Origin of the sequence: Streptomyces bugieae (assembly GCF_036352915.1) — a bacterium.
GTDB lineage: Bacteria > Actinomycetota > Actinomycetes > Streptomycetales > Streptomycetaceae > Streptomyces > Streptomyces endophytica.
The window spans coordinates 109,644-131,277 of sequence record NZ_JAZBJP010000016.1 but is presented as its reverse complement, the minus strand read 5'-3'; the positions used below and the strand labels follow the sequence as shown (position 1 = coordinate 131,277).

General features: G+C 72.8%; 18 protein-coding genes. 7 read left to right on the top strand and 11 right to left on the bottom strand.

Going from position 1 to position 21,634, the window contains the following annotated elements; genetic code table 11:
- The first annotated feature begins 106 nt into the window (after window positions 1–106).
- Complete coding sequence (locus V2J85_RS23660) at window positions 107–694, top strand: hypothetical protein (RefSeq protein WP_261955679.1); 588 nt, start codon at window positions 107–109, stop codon at window positions 692–694.
- A gap of 109 nt (window positions 695–803) precedes the next feature.
- Here V2J85_RS23660 and V2J85_RS23655 read toward each other — a convergent pair whose 3' ends face one another.
- Genes V2J85_RS23655 through V2J85_RS23645 form a run of 3 tightly spaced genes read right to left on the bottom strand, consistent with a single transcriptional unit; the run spans window position 804 to window position 2,937 of the window.
- Window positions 804–1,376: a cob(I)yrinic acid a,c-diamide adenosyltransferase gene (locus tag V2J85_RS23655; RefSeq protein WP_261955678.1), complete on the bottom strand. Its 573-nt coding sequence runs from the start codon at window positions 1,374–1,376 to the stop codon at window positions 804–806.
- Between the two features lie 10 nt (window positions 1,377–1,386).
- On the bottom strand, window positions 1,387–2,142 hold the full coding sequence (locus V2J85_RS23650; protein ID WP_330822655.1) for an ABC transporter permease: 756 nt from the start codon (window positions 2,140–2,142) through the stop codon (window positions 1,387–1,389).
- Between the two features lie 12 nt (window positions 2,143–2,154).
- Window positions 2,155–2,937 carry an ABC transporter ATP-binding protein gene (locus V2J85_RS23645; protein ID WP_330822654.1) on the bottom strand — a complete coding sequence of 261 codons (783 nt, stop codon included), beginning with the start codon at window positions 2,935–2,937 and terminating at the stop codon, window positions 2,155–2,157.
- A gap of 80 nt (window positions 2,938–3,017) precedes the next feature.
- On the opposite strand from V2J85_RS23645, the gene V2J85_RS23640 reads away from it, so the two are divergent.
- The 4 genes from V2J85_RS23640 (at window position 3,018) to V2J85_RS23625 (ending at window position 8,173) form a co-directional block, all read left to right on the top strand.
- Window positions 3,018–3,659, top strand: a complete 642-nt coding sequence (locus V2J85_RS23640) for a TetR/AcrR family transcriptional regulator (RefSeq protein ID WP_261955675.1) — start codon at window positions 3,018–3,020, stop codon at window positions 3,657–3,659.
- A gap of 286 nt (window positions 3,660–3,945) precedes the next feature.
- Window positions 3,946–4,794, top strand: coding sequence for a 3-hydroxyacyl-CoA dehydrogenase family protein (locus V2J85_RS23635; protein WP_261955674.1), 849 nt, complete (start codon window positions 3,946–3,948; stop codon window positions 4,792–4,794).
- Window positions 4,795–4,939: 145 nt separating this feature from the next.
- Window positions 4,940–5,263, top strand: coding sequence for an STAS domain-containing protein (locus tag V2J85_RS23630; protein WP_030414124.1), 324 nt, complete (start codon window positions 4,940–4,942; stop codon window positions 5,261–5,263).
- A gap of 306 nt (window positions 5,264–5,569) precedes the next feature.
- Window positions 5,570–8,173, top strand: a complete 2,604-nt coding sequence (locus tag V2J85_RS23625) for an ATP-binding protein (RefSeq protein ID WP_330822653.1) — start codon at window positions 5,570–5,572, stop codon at window positions 8,171–8,173.
- 91 nt (window positions 8,174–8,264) lie between these two features.
- Here V2J85_RS23625 and nucS read toward each other — a convergent pair whose 3' ends face one another.
- Entirely contained in the window at window positions 8,265–8,927 is a 663-nt protein-coding gene (gene nucS, locus V2J85_RS23620) for an endonuclease NucS (protein ID WP_261955672.1), read from the bottom strand.
- A gap of 249 nt (window positions 8,928–9,176) precedes the next feature.
- Between nucS and V2J85_RS23615 the strand changes: the two genes are divergently transcribed.
- Entirely contained in the window at window positions 9,177–9,569 is a 393-nt protein-coding gene (locus V2J85_RS23615; protein WP_030414121.1) for an SCO5389 family protein, read from the top strand.
- Between the two features lie 108 nt (window positions 9,570–9,677).
- Here the strand turns inward: V2J85_RS23615 and V2J85_RS23610 are convergent, their stop codons facing one another.
- A complete protein-coding gene (locus V2J85_RS23610) occupies window positions 9,678–10,727 on the bottom strand; it encodes an LLM class flavin-dependent oxidoreductase (RefSeq protein WP_330822652.1) in 1,050 nt (349 codons plus the stop codon).
- Between the two features lie 193 nt (window positions 10,728–10,920).
- On the opposite strand from V2J85_RS23610, the gene V2J85_RS23605 reads away from it, so the two are divergent.
- Window positions 10,921–11,238: an ATP/GTP-binding protein gene (locus tag V2J85_RS23605; RefSeq protein ID WP_261955670.1), complete on the top strand. Its 318-nt coding sequence runs from the start codon at window positions 10,921–10,923 to the stop codon at window positions 11,236–11,238.
- 33 nt (window positions 11,239–11,271) lie between these two features.
- Here the strand turns inward: V2J85_RS23605 and V2J85_RS23600 are convergent, their stop codons facing one another.
- The 6 genes from V2J85_RS23600 to scy all read right to left on the bottom strand — a co-directional run bounded on the left by V2J85_RS23600 (window position 11,272) and on the right by scy (window position 21,525).
- On the bottom strand, window positions 11,272–12,147 hold the full coding sequence (locus tag V2J85_RS23600) for an ABC transporter permease (RefSeq protein WP_410011359.1): 876 nt from the start codon (window positions 12,145–12,147) through the stop codon (window positions 11,272–11,274).
- A 374-nt stretch (window positions 12,148–12,521) separates the two neighbouring features.
- Complete coding sequence (locus V2J85_RS23595; RefSeq protein ID WP_261955669.1) at window positions 12,522–13,718, bottom strand: ABC transporter ATP-binding protein; 1,197 nt, start codon at window positions 13,716–13,718, stop codon at window positions 12,522–12,524.
- 548 nt (window positions 13,719–14,266) lie between these two features.
- Window positions 14,267–15,040: an ABC transporter permease gene (locus V2J85_RS23590; protein WP_261955668.1), complete on the bottom strand. Its 774-nt coding sequence runs from the start codon at window positions 15,038–15,040 to the stop codon at window positions 14,267–14,269.
- A gap of 2 nt (window positions 15,041–15,042) precedes the next feature.
- Window positions 15,043–16,065, bottom strand: a complete 1,023-nt coding sequence (locus V2J85_RS23585; protein ID WP_261955667.1) for an ABC transporter ATP-binding protein — start codon at window positions 16,063–16,065, stop codon at window positions 15,043–15,045.
- A 145-nt stretch (window positions 16,066–16,210) separates the two neighbouring features.
- Complete coding sequence (locus V2J85_RS23580) at window positions 16,211–17,149, bottom strand: coiled-coil domain-containing protein (protein ID WP_030414114.1); 939 nt, start codon at window positions 17,147–17,149, stop codon at window positions 16,211–16,213.
- A gap of 113 nt (window positions 17,150–17,262) precedes the next feature.
- Entirely contained in the window at window positions 17,263–21,525 is a 4,263-nt protein-coding gene (gene scy, locus V2J85_RS23575; RefSeq protein ID WP_330822651.1) for a polarized growth protein Scy, read from the bottom strand.
- Between the last annotated feature and the right edge of the window lie 109 nt (window positions 21,526–21,634).

Sequence of the window (21,634 nt, the reverse complement as noted above, 5' to 3'; positions counted from 1 at the left end):
CTACATCGAAAGATGCAGTCCGGGATCGTCGCAGGTGACGACGTTTCGGGCGGTCGCCGCTGGGAGGCTTGAGGTATTCGGTGGAAGATCCTGAGAGGAGGCGGCCGTGGTCGTCACGCTGATCATCGCCTGTGAAGTCGGCTTCTGGGTGCTGCTGGCGGGGGGCCTGGCCCTGCGCTACCTGGCGCGGATGCCGCGCACCGGGGCGGCGGTGCTCCTGATGGAACCACTGCTGGAGCTGGTCCTGCTGATCGTCACCGCGATCGACCTGAAGAACGGCGCCTCCGCCGACTGGAAACACGGCCTGGCCGCGCTCTACATCGGCTACACGGTCGCCTACGGGCACTACACGATCAAGTGGGTGGACGGGCACTTCGCCCACCGCTTCGCGGGCGGCCCGCGGCCTCCGAAGCGTTACGGCATGGACCGCGCGAAGCACGAGGGGATGCTGTGGCTGCGCACGGTGGTGTGGGTGGCCGTCGCGATCGGGCTGCTGCAGCTGGCGATCTGGTACGTCGGCACGGACGGCGACACCGCGTCGCTGCGCGGCTGGCAGGGCACCTCGCTGCGCATCCTGATGATCCACGGCGTGATCGCCCTGACCTACCTCATCTGGCCGAAGAAGGCCCCGAAGGACACCCCCACCGCCCCCACGGAGGCGGCACCCGCCCCGCAGCAGAAGACCCTGCGCTGACGGGCGCCACCGCCCGGTCCCGGCTCCGCCGGCCCGCCGCGGCGCGATCGAGCGTTCGCCGCCCGCTCGTCAGCGTTCGCCTTCCGGTGCCGGTGTTCGCCGCCCCTCGTCAGCGTTCGCCGCCCGGCACCCACAGGACGTCGCCGATCTCCTTGTTGGCCGTGCGGGCCAGGATGAAGAGGAGGTCGGAGAGGCGGTTGAGGTAGGTGGCGGTGAGGGGGTTCATGGTGTCGCCGTGTTCCTCGAAGGCGGCCCAGGTCGAGCGTTCGGCGCGGCGGACGACCGTGCAGGCCTGGTGCAGCAGGGCCGCGCCGGGGGTGCCGCCCGGGAGGATGAAGCTGCGCAGCTTGTCGAGTTCGGCCAGGAAGCGGTCGCAGTCGGCCTCCAGCTTGTCGATGTAGCTCTGCTCGACGCGCAGCGGGGGGAATTCGGGGTTCTCGGCCACCGGCGTCGACAGGTCCGCACCCACGTCGAACAGGTCGTTCTGCACGCGGGTGAGGACCTTGACGACCTCGGCGTCGAGCCGGCCCAGGGCGATGGCGGTACCGATCACCGCATTCGCCTCATTGGCGTCGGCATACGCCGCGATCCGCGAATCGGTCTTGGCGGTGCGGCTCATGTCGCCCAGGGCCGTGGTGCCCTTGTCGCCGGTGCGGGTGTAGATGCGCGTCAGATTCACCATACGGGCGAGACTACGCCGCGGCCTTCCGGAAGGCGCGGGTGCCGAGCGCCAGGGAGAGCGCGGTGAGGGCGAGCGCCACCAGCGTGCCGTACAGGACCGCCGAGGACGCGTAGTCGCCGACGAACGCCGCCCGTACCGCGTCCACGAGGTAGCGGAACGGCATGACGTGCGAGAGGACGTCCAGCCACGCCGGCCCCAGCGTCATCGGCAGCATCAGCCCGGACAGCAGCATCGAGGGCATGGTGACGGAGTTGATCACCGGCCCGAATTCCTGCGGCGCGTTCACCTTCAGCGCCAGCGCGTACGACAGTGAGGCCAGGGACACGGTCAGGACGGCGACGAACGCGAAGCCGATGAGGATGCCGGGCAGCGGCGCCCGCAGTCCGAGCACCAGTGCCGCCAGCACCAGCAGCACCGCCTGGAACACGAACAACACGGCGTCCCGCAGCACCCGCCCCAGCAGCAGCGCCGACCGGCTCACCGCCGTCACCCGCATCCGCTCGACGACGCCGTACTGCTTCTCGACGATGATGCCGAAGCCGCAGAACGAGGCGCCGAACAGGCCGAGTTGGAGCAGCAGGCCGGGCACCAGCACCTGCCAGGAGCTGCCGGCCGAGGACAGCGGCAGCCCGGTCAGCAGCGGCCCGAAGAAGAGCAGGTACAGCAGCGGCATCAGCACGCCGAAGAGCATCTGGAGCTTCGAGCGCAGGGTCTGCCGGGCGTAGCGGCCGAAGACCAGCGCGGTGTCGGACAGCAGAGGGGACATGGGGGTCGGCTCCTAGACGGCGAGGGGGGTGGTGTCCCGGGATGCGGGACCGCGGCCGGTGATGGCGAGGAAGGTGTCCTGGAGGGACGCGTCGGGGGAGCCGCCGTGGGCGCGCTTGAGGGCGTCCGGCGTGCCGTCGGCGACCACCACTCCCTTGTCGACGATCACCAGCCGGTCGGCGAGCGCATCGGCCTCGTCGAGGTAGTGGGTGGTCAGGAAGACGGTCGTGCCGTGCTCGGCGCGGATCCGGCGGACCAGGTCCCAGAGGTCGGCGCGGCTGCCCGGATCGAGGCCGGTGGTCGGCTCGTCGAGGAAGAGGACCTCGGGGCGGTGGGTCAGGCCCATGGCGACGTCCAGCCGGCGCCGCTGGCCGCCGGAGAGGGTCGCGGTCTTCCGGTCCAGGAGCTCCGTCAGGCACAGCTCGGCGGCCAACTCCTCGGCGCGGTCCCGGGCTTCGGCCTTGCCCAGGCGGTAGAGGCGGGCCTGGGTGACGAGTTCCTCGCGGACCGAGACGTTCGGGTCGACGCCGCCGGACTGGGCGACGTATCCGCAGGCGCGGCGCACCCCGGCCGGATCGCGGGCCAGATCGCAGCCGGCGACGGTCGCGGCGCCGCCGGTGGGGGCGAGGAGGGTGGTGAGCATCCGCAGGGTGGTGGTCTTGCCGGCGCCGTTGGGGCCGAGGAAGCCGAGGATCTCGCCGCGCTCGACGGTGAGGTCGACACCGCGGACGGCCTCGACGGGGCCGCGCTTGGTGGAGAAGGTCCGGGCGAGTCCGGACGCGCTGAGAACGGGCATGCCGCAAGAAAAACAGAGAGGGTGAAAAATTGCAATGTCCCCAAAATTTCAGTGAGCCCAGGAAGGGGTAGCCTGAGGGCATGGCAGAGGGACTCAGGGAGCGGAAGAAGCGGCAGACCCGCCAGTACATCTCGGACGTGGCGACCGGTCTCTTCCTGGAGCGCGGCTTCGACGCGGTGACCATCGCGGAGATCGCCGAGGCCGCCGACGTCTCCGTCAACACCGTGTACAACTACTTCCCGGCGAAGGAGGACCTCTTCTTCGACCGCAGCAAGGGGGTCGTCGACCGGCTGTCGCGGTTCGTACGGGCCCGGCGCGCGGGGGAGTCCGCCGCCCTCGCCGTCCTGCGGGAGCTGCGCGAAGAGGTGGAGAGCGTTTCGCCCAAGGTGGGCCTCATCGACGGCTATGAGCGCTTCATGAAGGTCGTCCACGGCTCGCCGTCCCTCCAGGCCCGCCTGTGGTACATGCAACGCGAGCAGTACGAGGACCTGGAGGCCACCCTCCGGGAGGAGACCGGCGCGGCGGACGGCGACCCGATGCCCGCCCTGATGGCCGGCCAGATCAACTGGGTGCACCAGACGTTGATGACGACCATCGCCCAGGAGATGATCGCCGGCCGCAAGCCGGCGGTGGTCTCGCGCGAGGCGCTGGTCCTGCTGGACGAGATGGAGGAGCTGCTGAGCGAGCGGGTCCTCAACTACGGGGTGCGGGCCGCCGGCTGAGCGCGGTGGCCCGCGGTGCCCGGCCCGCCGACCTCTCCGGGGCGCCCCCCGTCGTGTGATGTCCGTCATGCCCATCGAACGCCGCGGTCCGTAGGGGCTTGTTGAGGGGGGCGGTCGGGCGGCGAGAGTCCAGCGCAGCGGCCCGAATGGGCCTCGTCGAGGGGTGGCGGTCGGGTGGCGGGTGGGAGTGACGCGCATCTCTTACCCACCAAAGGATCGCCAACGACCGCTAACGTCACCCGAAGACCGACAGACTTTCAAATGCACAGGGTGTGAGGGGACAGCAGTGGCAAAGAAGCTCGCCGTCATCGGCGCCGGACTGATGGGGTCCGGTATCGCGCAGGTCTCCGCCCAGGCGGGCTGGGACGTGGTTCTCCGCGATGTGACGGATGAGGCCCTGGCCCGCGGCAAGGGCGGCATCGAGGCCTCGTACGAGAAGTTCGTCGCCAAGGGGAAGCTGGCCGCGGCCGATGCCGAGCAGGCGCTGGCCCGCATCACCACCACGACCGACCTGGAAGCCGCCGCCGACGCGGACATCGTCGTCGAGGCGGTCTTCGAGCGGATCGACGTCAAGCGCGAGATCTTCCAGACGCTGGACAAGCTCGTCAAGGAGGAGGCGGTGCTGGCCTCCAACACCTCCGCCATCCCGATCACCAAGATCGCCGCGGCCACCTCCCGCCCCGAGCGGGTCGTCGGGACGCACTTCTTCTCGCCGGTGCCGATGATGCAGCTCTGCGAGCTGGTCCGCGGATACAAGACCAGCGACGAAACCCTCGCCACGGCCCGGGAGTTCGCCGAGTCCGTCGGCAAGACCTGCGTCGTCGTCAACCGCGACGTGGCCGGCTTCGTCACCACCCGGCTGATCTCGGCGCTGGTCGTCGAGGCCGCCAAGCTCTACGAGTCCGGCGTGGCCAGCGCCGAGGACATCGACACCGCCTGCAAGCTGGGCTTCGGTCACGCGATGGGGCCGCTGGCCACCGCCGACCTGACCGGCATCGACATCCTGCTGCACGCCACCGACAACATCTACACCGAGTCCCAGGACGAGAAGTTCGCGCCGCCGGAGATCATGCGACGCATGGTCGACGCGGGCGATATCGGACGCAAGAGTGGGCAGGGCTTCTACGAGCACTGATGCCGCGTCAGGTCATTGGGCCTGATGGGGTCACCCCATGGGGTGAATTCGGTATCGGTTCGCTTACAGGCGGCAACTTCGCCGCATGAGAGGCAGTCAGATCTGTAGACGTCCATGCATGAACCCATGACACAGGGGAGCGCATATGCACATCAGGGGCGACCACGCCGAGCTGGTCGTCGAAGGCCGCCTCGACGTCCGCAGCGCGGCGGACGCCCGGACGGCGCTGCACACGGCCGTCGACTCCGGTCGGGGTGACCTGGTGCTGGACCTCACCGCGCTGGATTCCTGGGACGCCACCGGCCTCGGTGTGATCATGGGCGCACACCGCAGGGCCGGCCGGGTCAACCGGCGGCTGGTACTGCGCGGGGTGCCGCCCCAGATGCAGCGCCTGCTGGTCGCCACCCGGCTCCACCGCATCCTCGCCATCGAGGGCGGCATCGAAGCCGAATCGCTTCCTCGGGTGTGACAGCCCGGGTACGAGAGGAGGGCGCGCAGGAGGGACGGGGGCCTGCGCGCCCTTTCCGGAAGCCCTGCGCGTTCCCCGGAAGGGCGCGCACAGAACGCGCCATAACGGTTGAACCGGGAGTTTTGGGGCAGTGCCCGCCCCCGCCGGTGCAAGGCCCCGCGCTCCGGGTCTAAGGTTCGGTTCCCGCCCGTATGCCATCATCCGCGGCGGACACCGGACCGGACGCGACGGCGGGGGACCACCTGCCGCAGCAGACGCGCGGACGGCCGGAGCGACTTCGGCACGGTACACGTGGGAGCTTGCAGCATGGACCCGAACACTCACCGGGGACCTGAGGAATACGGCGAGCAGGGCACTCCTGCCGATCCGCCGGCCCCCGCGTTCGGCGGCGCGCAGAGCGGCCACGGCGGCCCGGCCCGCGTCGTCCGGCTCGTCTCGGGCAACTACCTCGTCACCGTCAACCCCGTCGACGGCAGCGAGATAGAGCCCTGCCCGCCCGGGGAACGTCCCGCCGAACCCGTCCGGCTCAGCGCCCAGGAGCGCGCCGAGGCCGCCCGCGCCGCCGCACCCCCGGTGCCCCCGGGGCCGCCCGGATCCGCCGGCCACGGCACCACGCTCGAAGAGCGCACCGAGGACATCGAGCGCCTGGTCCGGCTGCTCTCCCGCGGCCGCTCGGTCCGCCTCACCGGCCCGGCCGGCTCCGGCCGCACCCGGCTGCTGGACGCCGTCGCCACCGCCTGCGCCGACCTCGCCCCCGACGGCGTGGTCCGGCTCTCCGGGTACCACCGCACCGCCGCCGACCTGCTGTACGCCCTGTTCGCCGCGGTCCACCGCGCCCCGCAGCACCGCCCGGACCGGCCCGAGCTGCTGCGCCTGGTCGCCGAGATCGGCGCCATCGTCGTCCTCGACGACCTCGAATTCGGCGGCGCCGCGCTCGACGAACTGCTCGACGCCACCCCCGAGTGCGCCTTCCTGATCGCCACCACCCCCGACATCGCCGCGCCCAGCGCCGGCTCGCACCTCGAAGAGGTCTTCCTCGGCGGCATCGGCCGGGCCGGCTGCGTTCGGATGCTGGAGCGCGCCGTGGACCGGCCGCTCACCGACGACGAGGCGGCCTGGGCCGCCGACCTGTGGTTCGAGTCCGAGGGGCTGCCGCTGCGGTTCGTCCAGGCCGCCGCCCTGCTCCGGCAGCGCGACCGGCACCGCAACCGCGCCGGCGCCCTCGACGACGGCTACGGCCTCTTCCCGGCCGAGCAGCCCGGGACCACGGACGGCGGCCGGGACGGATCCGACGCGGACGGCGCCGACGGGACGGACGGCACCGAGGACGCCCCCGAGGCCCGGCTGCCCTCCCTCGGCGAGGCCGCCGCGCCCGCCCCGCTGCTCGCCGAGGGGCTGAGCGACGCCGCCCGGGAGACCCTGCGGTTCGCCGTCGCGCTCGGCGGCGAACTGCCGCACCAGGCGCACCTGCCGGCCCTCACCGAGGACACCCACGCCGACGCCGCCCTCGGCGAGCTGCTGGCCTGCGGACTGATCACCCCCGTCGGCAGCCACTACCGGCTCGCCGCCACCGTCCAGGACCAGCTCACCGCGGCCGGTTACGCCGAGGGCGGCACCGCCCGGGCGCACACCGCCGCGCAGCACTACGCCTGGTGGGCCGGCCACCCCTCGGTCACCCCCGAGCGGGCCGCCGCCGAGTCCGACGCCGCGCTGGCCGCGATGGCCGTACTGACCGGCAGCCGGGAGAGCGGCCACGCCAGCGCGGCCGTGCTGCTGGCCCGTACCGCCGCCCCCGCCTTCGCCGCCGCGCTGCACTGGAGCGCCTGGGAACGCGCCCTGCGGCACGGCCAGGAGGCCGCCCGGCTGGCCGGCGAGGTCGCCGAGGAGGCGTACTTCCACCACGAGCTGGGCGTCCTCGCACTGTGCACCGGCAACCTCGACCGGGCCCGCGCCGAACTGGAGGCGTCCATCGGGCTGCGCGGGGTGCTCTCCGACCGCAACGGCGCGGTGGCCGGACGCCGCGCGCTGGCTCTGGTCACCGACCGGGCCCGGGTCGCCTCCGCGGCCACCACGGCCGTCCCGCAGCTCCCGCCGGCCGGCCCCGGCGGCAAGCAGCCCGCCGGGCCCCGCGGTGACGGGCCCGCCTCGCCCGACGCGGTGTCCACCGCCAAGCTGCGGGTGCCGCCCGCCGCCGAGGCGACCTCGGCCACCGTGATCTCCCGCGGCGCCTCCCCGACGGCGGCCACGACGGCCCTCCCGGCCACCGCGGGCACCGGTGGCGGCAAGGGCGTCAAGGCACTGCTCGGTGCCCGCCGCAACCTCGTCGCGGCCGGCGCCGGCGCCCTGCTGGTGGCCGTCTTCGGCACCGTCGTCACCCTCGGCATGACCTCCGGCGGCGAGGACGCCCCCGACAACAAGGTCAGCACCGAGCAGTCCACCGGCGACGGCAGCAGCCCCGACCTGCCCGCCACGGACCCCAGCACCGGCCTGCCGCCCACCGGCCACCGCGCCACCCAGCCCGGCCGGACCGGCAGCCCCGGCAGCCCGGCCCCGTCGACCAGCGGCGCCGCCACCACCGGCGAGCCCACCGACCCCGGCACCGGCCCGGCCGACCCGACCGCCGACCCCACCACCCCGACCGGACGGCCCACCACGCCCACCGGCCGGCCGACCCGGCCCACCCACCGGCCGACGAGCGAGCCGACCGACCCGACGCCGACCGACCCCAGCACCGAACCGACCGACCCCACCCCGACGACGACCGACCCGACGACCGAGAAGCCCTCCCAGAGCAGCGCCGCCTCCGCCTCCGCGCCCGCGGGCAGCGCCCCGGCGGGCACGGACGGCGGCGGCGCGTCCTCGGACGGCACGGCCTCGTCCGCCGGCACGCAGAGCGCCCCGACCGCATAACACCCCCGTACGGCACGGCGCGACGGCCCGGTACCGAGAGGACCGGGCCGTCGCGCCGTGTGCCGTATGAGGTGGTGTCGCCGGAGCCGGGTCAGAACAGCCGGAGCTTGTCGTCCTCGATGCCGCGCAGGGCGTCGTAGTCCAGCACCACGCAGCCGATGCCGCGGTCGGTGGCCAGTACCCGTGCCTGCGGCTTGATCTCCTGTGCCGCGAAGACGCCCTTCACCGGCGCCAGGTGCGGGTCGCGGTTGAGGAGTTCGAGATAGCGGGTGAGCTGCTCGACCCCGTCGATCTCGCCGCGCCGCTTGATCTCGACGGCGACGGTCTGCCCATCGGCGTCCCGGCACAAGATATCCACCGGACCGATGGCAGTGGGGTATTCACGCCGAATCAGCGAATAGCCCTCGCCGAGGGTTTCGATCCGGTCCGCGAGGAGTTCCTGGAGGTGCGCCTCCACACCGTCCTTGATCAGGCCCGGGTCGACGCCCAGCTCGTGCGAGGAGTCGTGCATGACCTCTTCGAGGGTGATGATGAGCTTCTCGCCCCCCTTGTTCTCCACCGTCCACACGGCCCCGTCGCCCTCCTTGAGAGTGCAGGGCGGGGACATCCAGTTGAGGGGTTTGTAAGCCCGGTCGTCCGCGTGGATGGAGACCGAGCCGTCCGCCTTCACCAGGATGAGGCGCGGGGCGGAAGGAAGATGGGCGGTGAGCCGGCCCGCGTAGTCCACGGAGCAGCGGGCAATGACGAGACGCATGGTGCGCCACGCTACTCGACCGAGGGCCGGCTACGCGATTCGCCCTGGACCGGGGTGCCTTTACGGGGGAAACCCCCGCACCCCAGGCGCTCACCATTGGCCGGTTGTATGTGCAATCTCCTGGTGCGGGCCCCTTGCGCGGCATACCGTTGAAGCGGGGGGTCGTGAGGCGAACACGCTCCGTCGCGGAACCCCTTGTCCCAGCCCTAGGCCCCGTCCGTCCCGGCGGGGCCGCGAGAGGAGAACCTCATGTCGCTCGACGTCTCACCGGCCCTCCTCGAACAGGCCGAGCGAGGCGAGGTCGACGAAGCCGCTTTTGTCGACTGCGTCCGGAACTCCCTCCCCTACGCATGGGGGATGATCAGCTCCCTGGTGGCCCAGCTGAAGGTGGACGGCGGAGAGTTCGCCGACAACCAGACGCCGCCGCCGGACGAGCAGGCGCGCGGTCAGCTGCTGCGCGCGCTGGCGAGTGACGCGATCCGTGGTTCGCTGGAGCGCCACTTCGGGGTGCGCCTCGCCTTCCAGAACTGCCACCGGGTGGCGGTCTTCCCGCTCGACCCGGCGGTGGACGACCGGCTGGCCCGCTTCACTTCTGTCCGGGGTCAGCTGCTCAACCAGTCGCCCGAACTCCGCGACTGCTGAACGGAGTTGCTGCCGCTGAGTGCGCGGGGTTGGGCGCGCTCCGGGAACGGTGCGCCAGCGGCAGCACCACCGCACGACGACGGCACCCGTACGCCGTCGCCCCATGGATCACACCAGTTGCGGTAGGACCTCCGAGCCCAGCCGGCGGACGTTCTCCTCCGTCGCCGCGAGATCGCCGGAGCCCTCGACGAGCAGCGCGAAGCGGGTGATGCCGGTGCGCTCCGACGTCGCCGCCAGGCGGTCCGCGCACCACTGCGGCGGGCCGACCGGATGCAGCTCGCACAGCAACTCCGTGTACGCCAGCGGATCGCGCATCGACCGGTAGCGGCCGTCGACCGTCACATGCGCGCCCAGGCCCTGGCGCAGCCAGCCGGGCATCGCCTTCATCAGGGTCTCCGTCGCGGCCTCGCGGGCATCGGCGATCTGCACCACACCCGCGGAGACGTGGTCGGCCGCGGCGATCTCCTCCGGCTCCCGGCCCGCCTCGCGCGCGGCCGCCCGCCACAGCGCGATCATCTCCGCCTTCTCCTCGTCCCCGCAGTGCATGCCCAGCAGCATGGGCAGCCCGCGCGCGGCGGCCATCCGCACCGACGACGGGGAGGTGCAGGCCACCACCACGGGCGGGCCCGGCGGTCCGGTCCCCGGCTCGTCCGGGTCGGTCAGCGCCTGGTCCGGCCGCGGCACCACCGCCACCTCGCGGAAGGCGTACCGCTCGCCCTGCGCCCCGACCCGGGGCTCGCGCAGCCAGCGCAGCAGCAGATCGAGCGACTCGGGGAAGCCGTGGTCGTACGCGGCGAGCCCGGAGCCGAAGACCTCCAGATCCACCCAGGGTCCGCCCCGGCCGACGCCGAGCGTGAACCGCCCCTCGGATGTCAGGTGCAGCAGCGCCGCGGACTCGCCGAGCGCCACCGGATGCTGGGTCGGCAGCACGCTCACCGCCGTCCCGACGCCGATCCGGCGGGTCCGGCCCAGCAGCAGCGCGGCCAGCGTCACCGCATTGGGGCAGACGCCGTAGGGTACGAAGTGGTGTTCCGCCAGCCAGACCGCATCGAGCCCGGCCTCCTCCGCGACCACGGCGGAACGCACCGCCCGGTGCAGTGCTTCCCCCTGTCCCTGACCGGGGAATTGAGCGGCCAGGATGAAAGCTCCCACACGCATCGCTCTCTGCCTCCTCGCAGCCGACGCGGCTTCCCCCCTTACAGGCAACAACGCCTGACACGTGCCAAGGGCACGGCCTCGCCGGGAATTTCCCGATGATCACAGAAACCTGCCGCCCGGAACGTGGCGTGCCGGGTGCCGCGTACGCTGGTGACAGCCCGTGACCCCGTTCCCCCCTTTATGAGGTGTGCCCGTGTCCCCGCGTCGAAACCGCCAGCGCGGCGGTGCGAAGCCCATCGACCGCACGGGCGGGGACCGTTACGGCCTCGAACGGACCGAGGAGTGGCGCGGCGAGGACTGGGTCGTACGGCAGGTCGGGGGCGGCGGCGCGGCCAAGCACTACCGCTGCCCCGGCTGCGACCAGGAGATCCCGCCCGGCGTACCGCACGTCGTCGCCTGGCCGCAGGACGGCGGCGTCGACGACCGCCGGCACTGGCACCGGGCCTGCTGGAACGCACGGGACCGCCGGAGCGCACGGCTCCAGCGGTCCCGTAATGCGCCTCGCTACTGAGGCCTCGCCCGCTTCCCCGGGCCCTGGTCGTCCCTAGACGTCGCGCTGGGCGATGGCGGCGTAGGCACCGCCCAGCACCACCGCGGTGACCCCGGCCAGGATCCCCAGCTGGGTCCAGCCCGAGGGGCCGCTGGACAGGAACGGGATGTCGTAGAGCGTCGCCAGCGCGCTGGGCACGGAGTACTCGAGCAGCGCCCGCTGGATCTCCTTCACGCTCTCGCCCTGCAGGAACAGCGCCAGCAGCATCGGCAGCAGCACCACGCCCATCATGGCGCTGATGGCGCCCGCGGAGTGCCGCAGCAGCGTGCCCACGCCCAGCGCCAGCAGGCCGAGCAGCGCGACGTACAGACCCGCGCCCAGGGTGGCGCGCAGCCACTGGTCGGTGGTCGGCGCCGGGCCGTTGAGCATCCCGAAGTCGAGCAGGGCGACCAGCGTGGTGGCGATCGTGGTGATCACCAGCGCCAGCCCGAAGAACACGATCGCCTTCGCGGTCAGCACCCGCACCCGGCTGGGGCAGGCGGTCAGCGTCGTACGGATCATGCCGGTGCCGTACTCCGAGGAGATCGACAGCACGCCCAGGGTGATCACGCAGAGGCTGCCGAGCAGGACGCCGACGAACCCGACGGCGAGCAGCGGGTCCATCTCGCGCTCCGAGCCCGCGGCGACGGTGGCGAGCAGACCGATGCCGACGATCAGCAGCAGCATCACGCCCAGCGTCCAGATCGTCGAGCGCACCGAGCGGATCTTCGTCCACTCCGAGGCCAGCGCGTGGCCGAGGTGGGCCGGCCGCACCGGGATGGGCGAGACGTAACCGCCCGCGCCCATGGGAGCGGGCGCCGCGACCGGCGGCTGCGCCTGCGGATGACCCTGCGGCGCGGGCGCCTGCACGGGCGGCTGGGCCTGGAGCATCATCGTGCCCCCCTCGTTGGCGGGGGGCTGCGCCTGCGGAGCCTGGGCGGGCGGCTGGGGCCGGTCCTGCGGGGGCTGGGCCTGGAGCATCATCGTGCCGGCGTCCTTGCCCTTGCCCGGCCCGTGCGCGGCGAGCGGCCGCGGCTCGGGCATCGGCTGCGCCTGGAGCATCATCGTGCCGCCCTCCTTGGCCGGAGGCGGGGCGGGGGTCTGAGCCTGAAGCATCATCGTGCCCGCGTCCTTGGCGGGCGCGGGCTGCTCCGGAGCCGGCGGTGCGGCGGGCGGCACGGGCGGTGCGGCGGGCGGTACCGGCGGCTGCGCGGCGGCTTCCTGCGGGGCGCGCTCAGGCTGGGGCTGCGGCTGCTGAGGGCTGGTCATCGGGCGTCCTCGGTGTGGGGCACGGTCTGGTCGACGGGGGCGGCGGGCGGCATCGGCGCGGCGGGCGGCTGCCCGTAAGGGTGGGGTGCCGCGTACGGTGCGGGTGCCCCGTACGGGTGACCCTGAGCCGGCGCGGGCGGCGGGTACCCCGGCCCGGGAACGGCGCCGGCCGCCTGCTGGGCGTACGGGTTGGGCATCTGGCCGGGAACGCCCGGGCCGCCGTACCCCGGCGGCGCGTACCCCGCCGGGACCTCCTGCAGACCGGCCCGCGGGTCGCTGGTCGAGCGGTAGTCCACGGCGCCCTGCGTCATCCGCATGTACGCCTCTTCCAGGGACGCCTGGTGCGGCGACAGTTCCCACAGCCGGACGTCGGCCTCATGGGCGAGGTCACTGATCCGCGGCAGCGGCAGCCCCGTCACCCGCAGCGCACCGTCCGGCTCGGGCGTGGCCTGACCGCCCGCCTCGCCGATCGCGGCGGTCAGCTTCTCGCGCTGCTCCGGCTCGGAGTCGGGCGTCCGAACCCGGGCGAAATCGGCCGAGTTGGCCGATATGAAGTCCTTGACCGACATGTCCGCGAGCAGCTGCCCGCGGCCGATCACGATCAAGTGCTCGGCGGTCAGCGCCATTTCGCTCATCAGGTGCGAGGAGACGAAGACGGTGCGCCCCTCGGACGCGAGCTGCTTCATCAGGTTCCTGACCCAGAGGATGCCCTCCGGGTCCAGGCCGTTGACCGGCTCGTCGAAGAGCAGCACCTGCGGATCGCCGAGCAGCGCCGAGGCGATGCCGAGCCGCTGGCCCATGCCCAGCGAGAAGCCCTTGGAACGTCGCCCGGCGACGTCCTGGAGACCGACCACGCCCAGCACCTCGTCGACCCGCCGGGCCGGAATGCCGGACAACTGCGCCAGCGACAGCAGGTGCGCGCGTGCACTGCGCCCACCGTGCACGGCCTTGGCGTCGAGCAGCGCGCCCACCTGGCGCGGCGCGTTCGGGAGGCTGCGGAACGGGCGGCCGGCGATGGTGGCGGTCCCCGACGTCGGTGCGTCGAGCCCCAGAATCATCCGCATGGTCGTCGACTTCCCGGACCCGTTGGGCCCCAGGAAGCCGGTCACCGTGCCCGGCCGCACCTGGAACGACAGGTTGTACACGGCCGTCTTGGCGCCGTAGCGCTTCGTCAGGCCGACTGCCTCGATCATTCTCCGCCCCTCGCAAGATGGTCGGGGCAGAGGCGCCCTCGTGCCCCCGTGAGGATTAGGAGGCTATCGGTGCGTTGACGGTTCCCGTAATCCGCCCACGTAGCCGTCTGTCCCGCCGCGGGTCGTCTCGCCGTTGCGCCTGGCGGCGGGCGTTGGTTTGTCGGGTGCGGTGCCGGCCCTCCAGACTTCGTCCTCCGGTCCAGCCCCTCCCGTGAGTGGGAGTTTCTGAGCTGGTTGGGGGCGGGCGTCATCCGTTGCCTGCGGGCACGTGGACGTCACGTGCACCCCCACCACCGTTTCTTTCCCCTCTCACGGGAGGGGACGGGCCGGAGGGGCCGGTTGTGTGGACGTAAAGCGTCAGCAGTCCACACAACCGGCCCCGGAGGCCCGTCACCGCACCCACAAACAACCCAGCCCGCCGCAGGCGCGACGGCGAGACGACCCGCGGCGGGACACACGGCTACGCACGGGGCGCCGCAAAGCACGCAACGGCGAGCAACCACCACGGCGGGACAGCCAAGTACGTGGGGCAAAAGCCAAGCGCAGCGTCACGCATCGCGGCGCTTCAACAGCACATACCCCCCGATCAACGCCACCACCGTCCAAGCGATCATGATCCCCAGCCCGCCCCACGGCCCGTAGGGCACGTCCTCGCCCGCGCGGGGGACCACCTGCATGATCTTCGAGCCGGCCTGGTCGGGCAGGAAGCGGCCGATCTTCCTGGTGGCGGAGACGTTGCCGAGGATGTTGGAGATCAGGAAGAAGAACGGCATCAGGATGCCCAGCGAGAGCATCGGACTGCGCAGCATCGTGGCGACCGCCATCGAGAACAGCGCGATCAGGGTCATGTAGAGGCCGCCACCGATCACGGCGCGCAGCACGCCCGGGTCGCCGAGGTGGGCGCGCAGGTCGCCCAGCATCGCCTGGCCCGCGAAGAACGTCACGAAGCTGGTGGCCAGGCCGACGACGAAGACCAGCGCGGTGGCGACCAGCAGTTTGCAGAACAGGAACGTGCCGCGCTGCGGTACCGCGGCGAGCGAGGCGCGGATCATGCCGGTGCTGTACTCGTTGGAGACCACCAGCACGCCGAAGACGATCATCGCGAGCTGGCCCAGTCCCATACCGGCGAAGCTGATGTTGGTGGCGTCGAACGACAACCGGTCCCGGGCCGGCATGGAGTTGAAGTCGTGGTTGGCCAGGGTGCAGATCAGCATGCCCAGCCCGATGGTGACCAGGACGGCGATGGCCAGCGTCCACACCGTCGACCGCACCGATCTGATCTTGGTCCACTCGGACCGGATGACCTGCCCGACGGCCGCCATGGTCAGCTCCTCTTCCTCTGCCAGTTCGCGCCCCAGCCGGTCGGCTGCGGCTCGCCCGGCCGTACCCCGGCCGGCTGGGGGGCTCCCGGGACGGCGGTGGTCGGCACCGGAACCGGCTCGCCGTTGTGCGCGTGGTACTCCACCGATTCGGCCGTCAGCCGCATGAACGCCTCTTCCAGGGAGGCCTGCTGGGGGCTCAGTTCGTGCAGGGTCAGGTGGTGGGCCGCGGCCAGTTCGCCGAGCCGTTCGGCCGGCACCCCGTCGATCTCCAGCGCCCCGCCGCCGGCCGCCGCCACGTGGATGCCTTCGGCGCGCAGCACGTCGAGCAGCTTCTGCTGTTCCGGGGAGCGCATCCGGACGTACGAGCGCGAGTTCTGGTGGATGAAGTCCTTCATGGACGTGTCCGCCATCAGCCGGCCCTGGCCGATGACCACCAAGTGGTCGGCGGTCAGCGCCATCTCGCTCATCAGGTGGGAGGAGACGAAGACCGTACGGCCCTGGGCCGCGAGGTGCTTCATCAGGTTGCGGATCCAGTGGATGCCCTCTGGGTCGAGGCCGTTGACCGGCTCGTCGAAGAGCAGCACCTGCGGATCGCCGAGCAGGGCGGCGGCGATGCCCAGCCGCTGGCCCATGCCGAGCGAGAAGCCCTTGGCGCGCTTCCTGGCGACCGAGCTGAGCCCGACCATTTCGAGCACCTCGCCGACCCGGCTGCGCGGGATGCCGTTGCTCTGTGCCAGGCACAGCAGGTGGTTGGCGGCGCTCCGGCCGCCGTGCACCGCCTTGGCCTCCAGCAGCGCGCCGATGTACGTCAGGGGGTCTTCGAGCTGGCGGTAGTGCTTGCCGTCGATCCGGACCGTGCCCGACGTCGGGTTGTCGAGATCCAGCATCATCCGCATGGTGGTCGACTTGCCCGCGCCGTTGGGGCCGAGGAAGCCGGTGATGATGCCGGGCCGCACCGTGAAGGTGAGGTGGTCCACCGCGACCTTGTCGCCGTAGTGCTTGGTCAGCCCCTCAAGCTCGATCATGTACAGCACGCTAGGCGCGCCTGGGTGGCCCGGCCACCGGGGCGGGGCCGGCTGGCTGACCCCCTGTACGACCGGGCCCCCGCCACCGCCTCAGAGGGCGGTACGGGGGCTCGGTTGAATCCGGCGAAACCTTCCGACGGGTGGTTCAGCGCGTCTGCTGGGCCGGGACGCCGCGGGAGACCGCCTCGTCGTCGCCGGGGGCACCGGCCGCGGCCACCGCCGCACCGGTCAGCGTGGCCAGCATCTCGCGGACGTTGGTCAGCTGGGCGTTGATGGAGTCGCGGCGGTTGGTCAGCGCCGCCAGCTCACGCTCGGATTCGCTGCGGATACGATCCGCCTTGGCGTTGGCGTCCGCCACGATGTCCTCGGCCTGGCGCTGCGCGGTCTCCACCGTCTGGCGGGCCCGGCGCTCGGCGTCCGTACGCAGCTTCTCGGCCTCCAGGCGGAGCTGCTCGGCGCGGTGCTCGATCTCGGCGAGCCGCTTCTCGGCCTTGGCCTGACGGGAGGCGAGGTCGCGCTCGGACTGCTCGCGGCGCTTGGCGAGGTTGGTCTCGAAGTCCGCGGCGGCCTGGGCGGCCTTGGCGCGGGTCTCCTCGAAGAGGGAGTCCGCTTCCTCCCGCTTGGACTGGGCGTCCTTCTGGGCCTCGGCGCGCAGCGTGGACGCCTCGCCCTTGGCCTTCTCGACGATCCGGGCGCCCTCGTCCTCCGCCTTCGCCTTGCGCTCGGCGGCGAACGCCTCCGCGTCGTTGCGGACCTGCTGGGCGGCCGACTCGGCCAGCTCGCGGTGCTGCTCGGCGGCCCGGCGGGCCTCCTCGCGCAGGTCCTTGGCCTCCTCCTCGGCGAGCCGGAGGATCTTCTCGACGCGCGCTCCGAGGCCCGCGTAGGACGGTTCGGCGTCATTGACCTGCGCCTGGGCGTTCTGCGTCTCGAGGTGGAGTTCCTCGATCCGCTTTTCCAGCGACGTGATGCGGGCCAGCGCGCTGTCGCGGTCGGCGACGAGCTTCGTGATGCGGTCATCCACCTGACCGCGGTCGTACCCACGCCGCACGAGCTCGAAGCCGAAGGGGGAGGAAGTGTCGCTCATGGGGTTCCTGTCGAAGAGACCGGTGAGGTGATAAGGAGAATCCTAGGGGTCACAACGGCGTGTCATCGAGTCATTGCCCGTTTGATCTGGAGAATGACCCCTCATTTGAGTGGCTACCCTTCAGACTGCTTGCCACTCGAACGAGTTGCTCCGGCGCCCGCGCCCGCTTTCACCCCGTTGCCCTTGTTTTCGCCGCCTCCGCCGGGTGCCTCGAAGGACTCCAAAGCCTCCAGAACGTCCTGAACGCGGGAGATTTCGGCGTTGATGTCCTCCCGCCGGCGGACCAGGGTCTCCAGCTCGCGCTTGCCCTCGTCCACGATGCGGGCGGCCTCCTCCCGGGCCTCCTCGCGCATCCGCTCCGCGTCGCGCACCGCCTCGGCCTTCTTGTTCTCGGCCTCCTTGATCAGGCTCTCGGCCTTCTTGACCGCCGCGATCCGGACCTTGCTCGCCTCGCTGTTGGCGTCCGCCATCATCCGGTCGGCCTTCTCCTCGGCCTCCACCTGCTGCGCGGTGGCCTGCGCGATGAGCTTGTCGACCCGCTCGCCGGCGTTCTTCATGGTCTCCGCCGACTCCCGGCGGGCCCGCTCGTGCAGCTCCTCGACCTCGGACTCGATCCGCTGCCGCAGTTCCTCGGCGCGCTCCCTTATGGCGGTGGCGTCCCCGCGGGCCTCCTCCAGCAGCGCGTTGGCGTCCGTACGGGACTTCTCCACCCGCGCGTTGCCGTCCGCGGTCGCCTCCGTGACGAGCCGCTCGGCCTCCTTGCGGGCCGCCCCGACCATCGTGTCGGCCTGCTCCTCGGCCTGGGTGGCGACCTTCAGCGCCTCCTCCTGGGCCTTGGCGATGAGCTGGTCGGCCTGCTCCGCGGCGTCCCCGCGGCGCTTGGCGGCGTCCTTGCGGGCCTCGTCGAGCAGCCGGTCGGCCTCCTCCTGGGCCTCCCCGCGCATCCGCTCGGCGGCCGCCTCCGCGTCCTCCTTGATTTTGGCCGATTCGTTACGGGTGCGGCCGGCGTGCTCCTGCGCGGCGGTGACCGTCTCGGCCGCCTCGGCCCGCAGCCGGTCCGCCTCCGCGGTGGCGGTGGCGATCATCCGGTCCGCCTGCTCGCGGGCGTCGGCCCGGGTACGGTCCGCCTCCCGCTCGGCGTCCGCGGTGGTCTCCGCGGCCTCGGTACGCAGCCGCTGGGCCTCCGTCGCGGCCTCCGACACCAGCGTGTCGGCCTGCTCCGCGGCGTCCGCACGGGCCTTGTTGGCGTCCGCGCGCGCCTGGTCGCCGGTGCGCTCGGCGTCCCGGCGCGCCTGCTCCAGCACCTCGGCCGCCTCGGCCCGCAGCTGCTCGGACCGCTCGGTCGCCTCGGCCACCAGGGCCTGCGCCTGCTGCTCGCCCTCCGCGCGCAGCCGCTCGGCGGCCTCCTGGGCCTCCTGGACCGTACGGTCCGCGTCGTCCTGCGCCGAGGACGTCAGCTCGGTCGCCTCGGTGACGATCCGTTCGGCCTCCGAACGGGCCTCGGTGATCAGGCGGTCGGCCTGCTCCGCGGCGTCCGACCGCATCCGGTTCGCGTCCTCGCGCGCCTCGGCACGGGTCCGCGCGGCGTCCTGCTCGCCGGCCGCCAGCGCGTCCGAGGCGTCGGTGCGCAGCGCTTGCGCCTTCGCGGTGGCGTCGGTGACCAGCTTCTCGGCCTGTGCGGTCGCCTCCGCGACCAGCCGGTCGGCCTGCTCGGCGGCCTCCGTACGCGCCGCGTTGGCGTCCCGGCGGGCCTCGTCGAGCACCCCGGCCGCCTCCGTGCGCAGCCGCTCGGCCTCCTCGATGGCCTCCGCGACGGACCGCTCGGCAAGGGTCTTGGCGGCCTCCGACGCCTCCTGCGCCTCCTGCCGGGTGCGCGCCGCGTCCTCCGACGCCCGCTCCCGCTCGTCGTAGGCGTCCTTGCGGACCCGGTCGGCCTCCTCCTGGGCCTCCGACTTCGTGCGCTCCGCGGCGTGTTCGGCCGCCGACCGCAGCCCGGCGATCTCCTCGGCGGCCTGCTCGTGCAGCCCCGCGACCGAGTCCCGGACCTGCTGCGCGGTCTGCTCGGCCGTCGCCACCAGCTCGCCGGCCCGCCGGTCCGCCTCCTCGACCAGCCGTTCGGCCTCCTCCTGTGCCTCGGCCACCCGCGTACGGGCCGAGGCCAGCAGCTCCTCGCTCTGCTCGCGGGCCGCGGTGCGCTCCTGGTGGGCCTCCTCGCGGGCCTCGCCCAGCAGTTGCTCGGCCTCCCGGCGCCGCCGCGCGGCCTCCTCCTGCGCCTCGGCCAGCGCCTGCGCCGCCTCGGTGCCGGTGCGCTCCGCGGCGGCCGCGGCCTCCGCGCGCACCCGGTCCGCGGTCTCCTGCGCCTCCGACTTGAGCCGTTCGGCCTCGGCCGCCGCCTCGCCGCGCAGCCGTACGGCCACCGACTCGCCCTCGGCGCGCGCCGCCGAGGCGTCCGCCGCGGCCTCCGTGCGCAGCCGCTCGGCCTCCTCCTCGGCCTCCTGCTGGAGCGTGCGCCGACGCTCGGCGGCCTCCGACGTGAGCCGGGCGGCCTCCTCCTGCGTCTCGCGGCGCAGCCGTTCGGCCTCCGCGCGGGCCTCGCGCAGCGACTCCTCGGCGGCCGTGACCCGCTCCTCGGCCTCGGTACGCAGCCGGTCCAGCTCCGCCTGGGCGTCGGCACGCAGCTGCCCGGCGGCCTCCTCGGCCTCCTCGCGCAGCTTCGCGGCGCTCTTCTCGGCCGTCGACGTCAGCTCCTCGGCGGCCTGGGTGCCCTCCAGCAGCAGCTGTTCGGCCTCCGAACGCGCCCGCTCCAGCGCGTCCTCGGCCTGCCGGCGCAGCGCCGAGGCCCGCTCGATGGCCTCCGTCCGGACCCGCTCGCTCTCCGCGACGGCACCCGAACGGGTCTCCTCCGCATCGGACTTGGCCTTGGCCAGCAGCTCCTCGGCGGTACCGGCCGCCTCCTCGATCTGCTGGACCGCCTCGCGCCGGGCCTCGCTGCGGATCCGCTCGCCCTCGGCGACCGCGTCCGCACGCAGCTGCTCCGCCTCGCCGCGCAGCCGCCGCGCCTCCTCCTGGAGTTCGACGGTCTTGGCGCGGTACTCCTTGGTGTCGTCCTTCGCCGCGCCCTTGAGCTGCGCCGCGGTGTCGTGCGCCTCCTCGCGCAGCCGGTCGGCCTCGGCCTCGGCCTCCTTGCGCAGCCGGTCGGCCTCCTCGGCGGCGGCCTTGGTCGCGGCCTTGGCGTCCTCGGACGCCTTGGTCAGCATCTCCTCGGCGGCCCGCGCGGCCTTCGCCAGCTGGGCCGCGGAGTCCTCCGCCGCCTTCGACCGCGCGGCCTCCTGCGCCTCGGCGAGCAGCCGCTCGGTCTCCGTACGGGCGTCGACGCGCAGTTGCTCGGCCTCGGCCTTGAGCGCCTCGGCCTCCTTGGTGGCCTCACCGACCAGCCGGGCGATCTCCGCCTTGGCCGTACGGGTGCGCTGCTCGTTCTCCGACTCGGCGGCCGACAGCCGCTTTCCGGCGTTCTGCTGCGCCTCCTCGACCAGCTTCTCGGCCTCGGCGCGCGCCTCGCGCAGCGCCGTGTCCGCCTCCTGCAGCCGGGCCTCGGCGGTACGGGTCAGTTCGGCGGCCTGACGGCGCGCCTCCTCCGACTCGGTGCCGGCCGCGGTGCGCAGCTGCTCGGCCTGGTCCGTGGCCTCCTGGGCCTGGTTGGACGCGGCGGTCAGCAGCCGCTCGGCGTCCGTACGGGCGCGGCGCAGCAGGGATTCGGCTTCGGCGCGGGCCGCTTCGGCCTCCGAACCGAGCCGGGCCCGGGACTGCTCGATCAGCCGCTGGGCCTCGGCGCGCGCCGACGCCAGGGCCGCTTCGGCCTCCGCCCGGGACTCCTCCATCAGCCGGCGGGCCTGCGACTCCGTACGGGCGCGCAGCTGTTCGGCCCAGGCGACGTTCTCGTTGACGTGTGATTCGACGGTCTGCCGGCGCTCGTTGAGCTCCTCGTCGAGCCGCTGGCGGCGGCTGACCGCCTCGGCGTGCAGCTCGGCCTCCAGCCGGGCCTGCCGCTCGGCCTGCTCCTGCAGCACCCGCTGGGTCTGCGCCCGTGCCTCGCGCAGCTCCCGCTCGGCGTCCGACCGCAGCTGATCGGCCTGGATCTGCGCGTTGCGCAGCAGTTGTTCGGCCTGGTGGCTGAGGTTGTCGTAGGCAGGACGGGTCGCGAGGTTGCGACGCGCCTCGTGCAGCTTGGCGCGCAGCACCTCGACCTGGTAGCCGAGGTCGTCGGCGTGCTGGACGGCCTTGTCCCGCTCGTTCTTCAGCCGCTCCATCTCGGCTTCGAACTGCGAGAGGTGGTCGCCCTCAGCCCACTTACGCTCCTGGCGCTCGTTGCCCCGCACTGCGCGGTCCCATCCGTCCCCTGGTCATGGTGGCGGCCGGCTCCGGTCCTGCGGTGCTCGTCCCGTACACGTCACGTCGTACCCGACTGGCACCCATTGGAGCTGACCC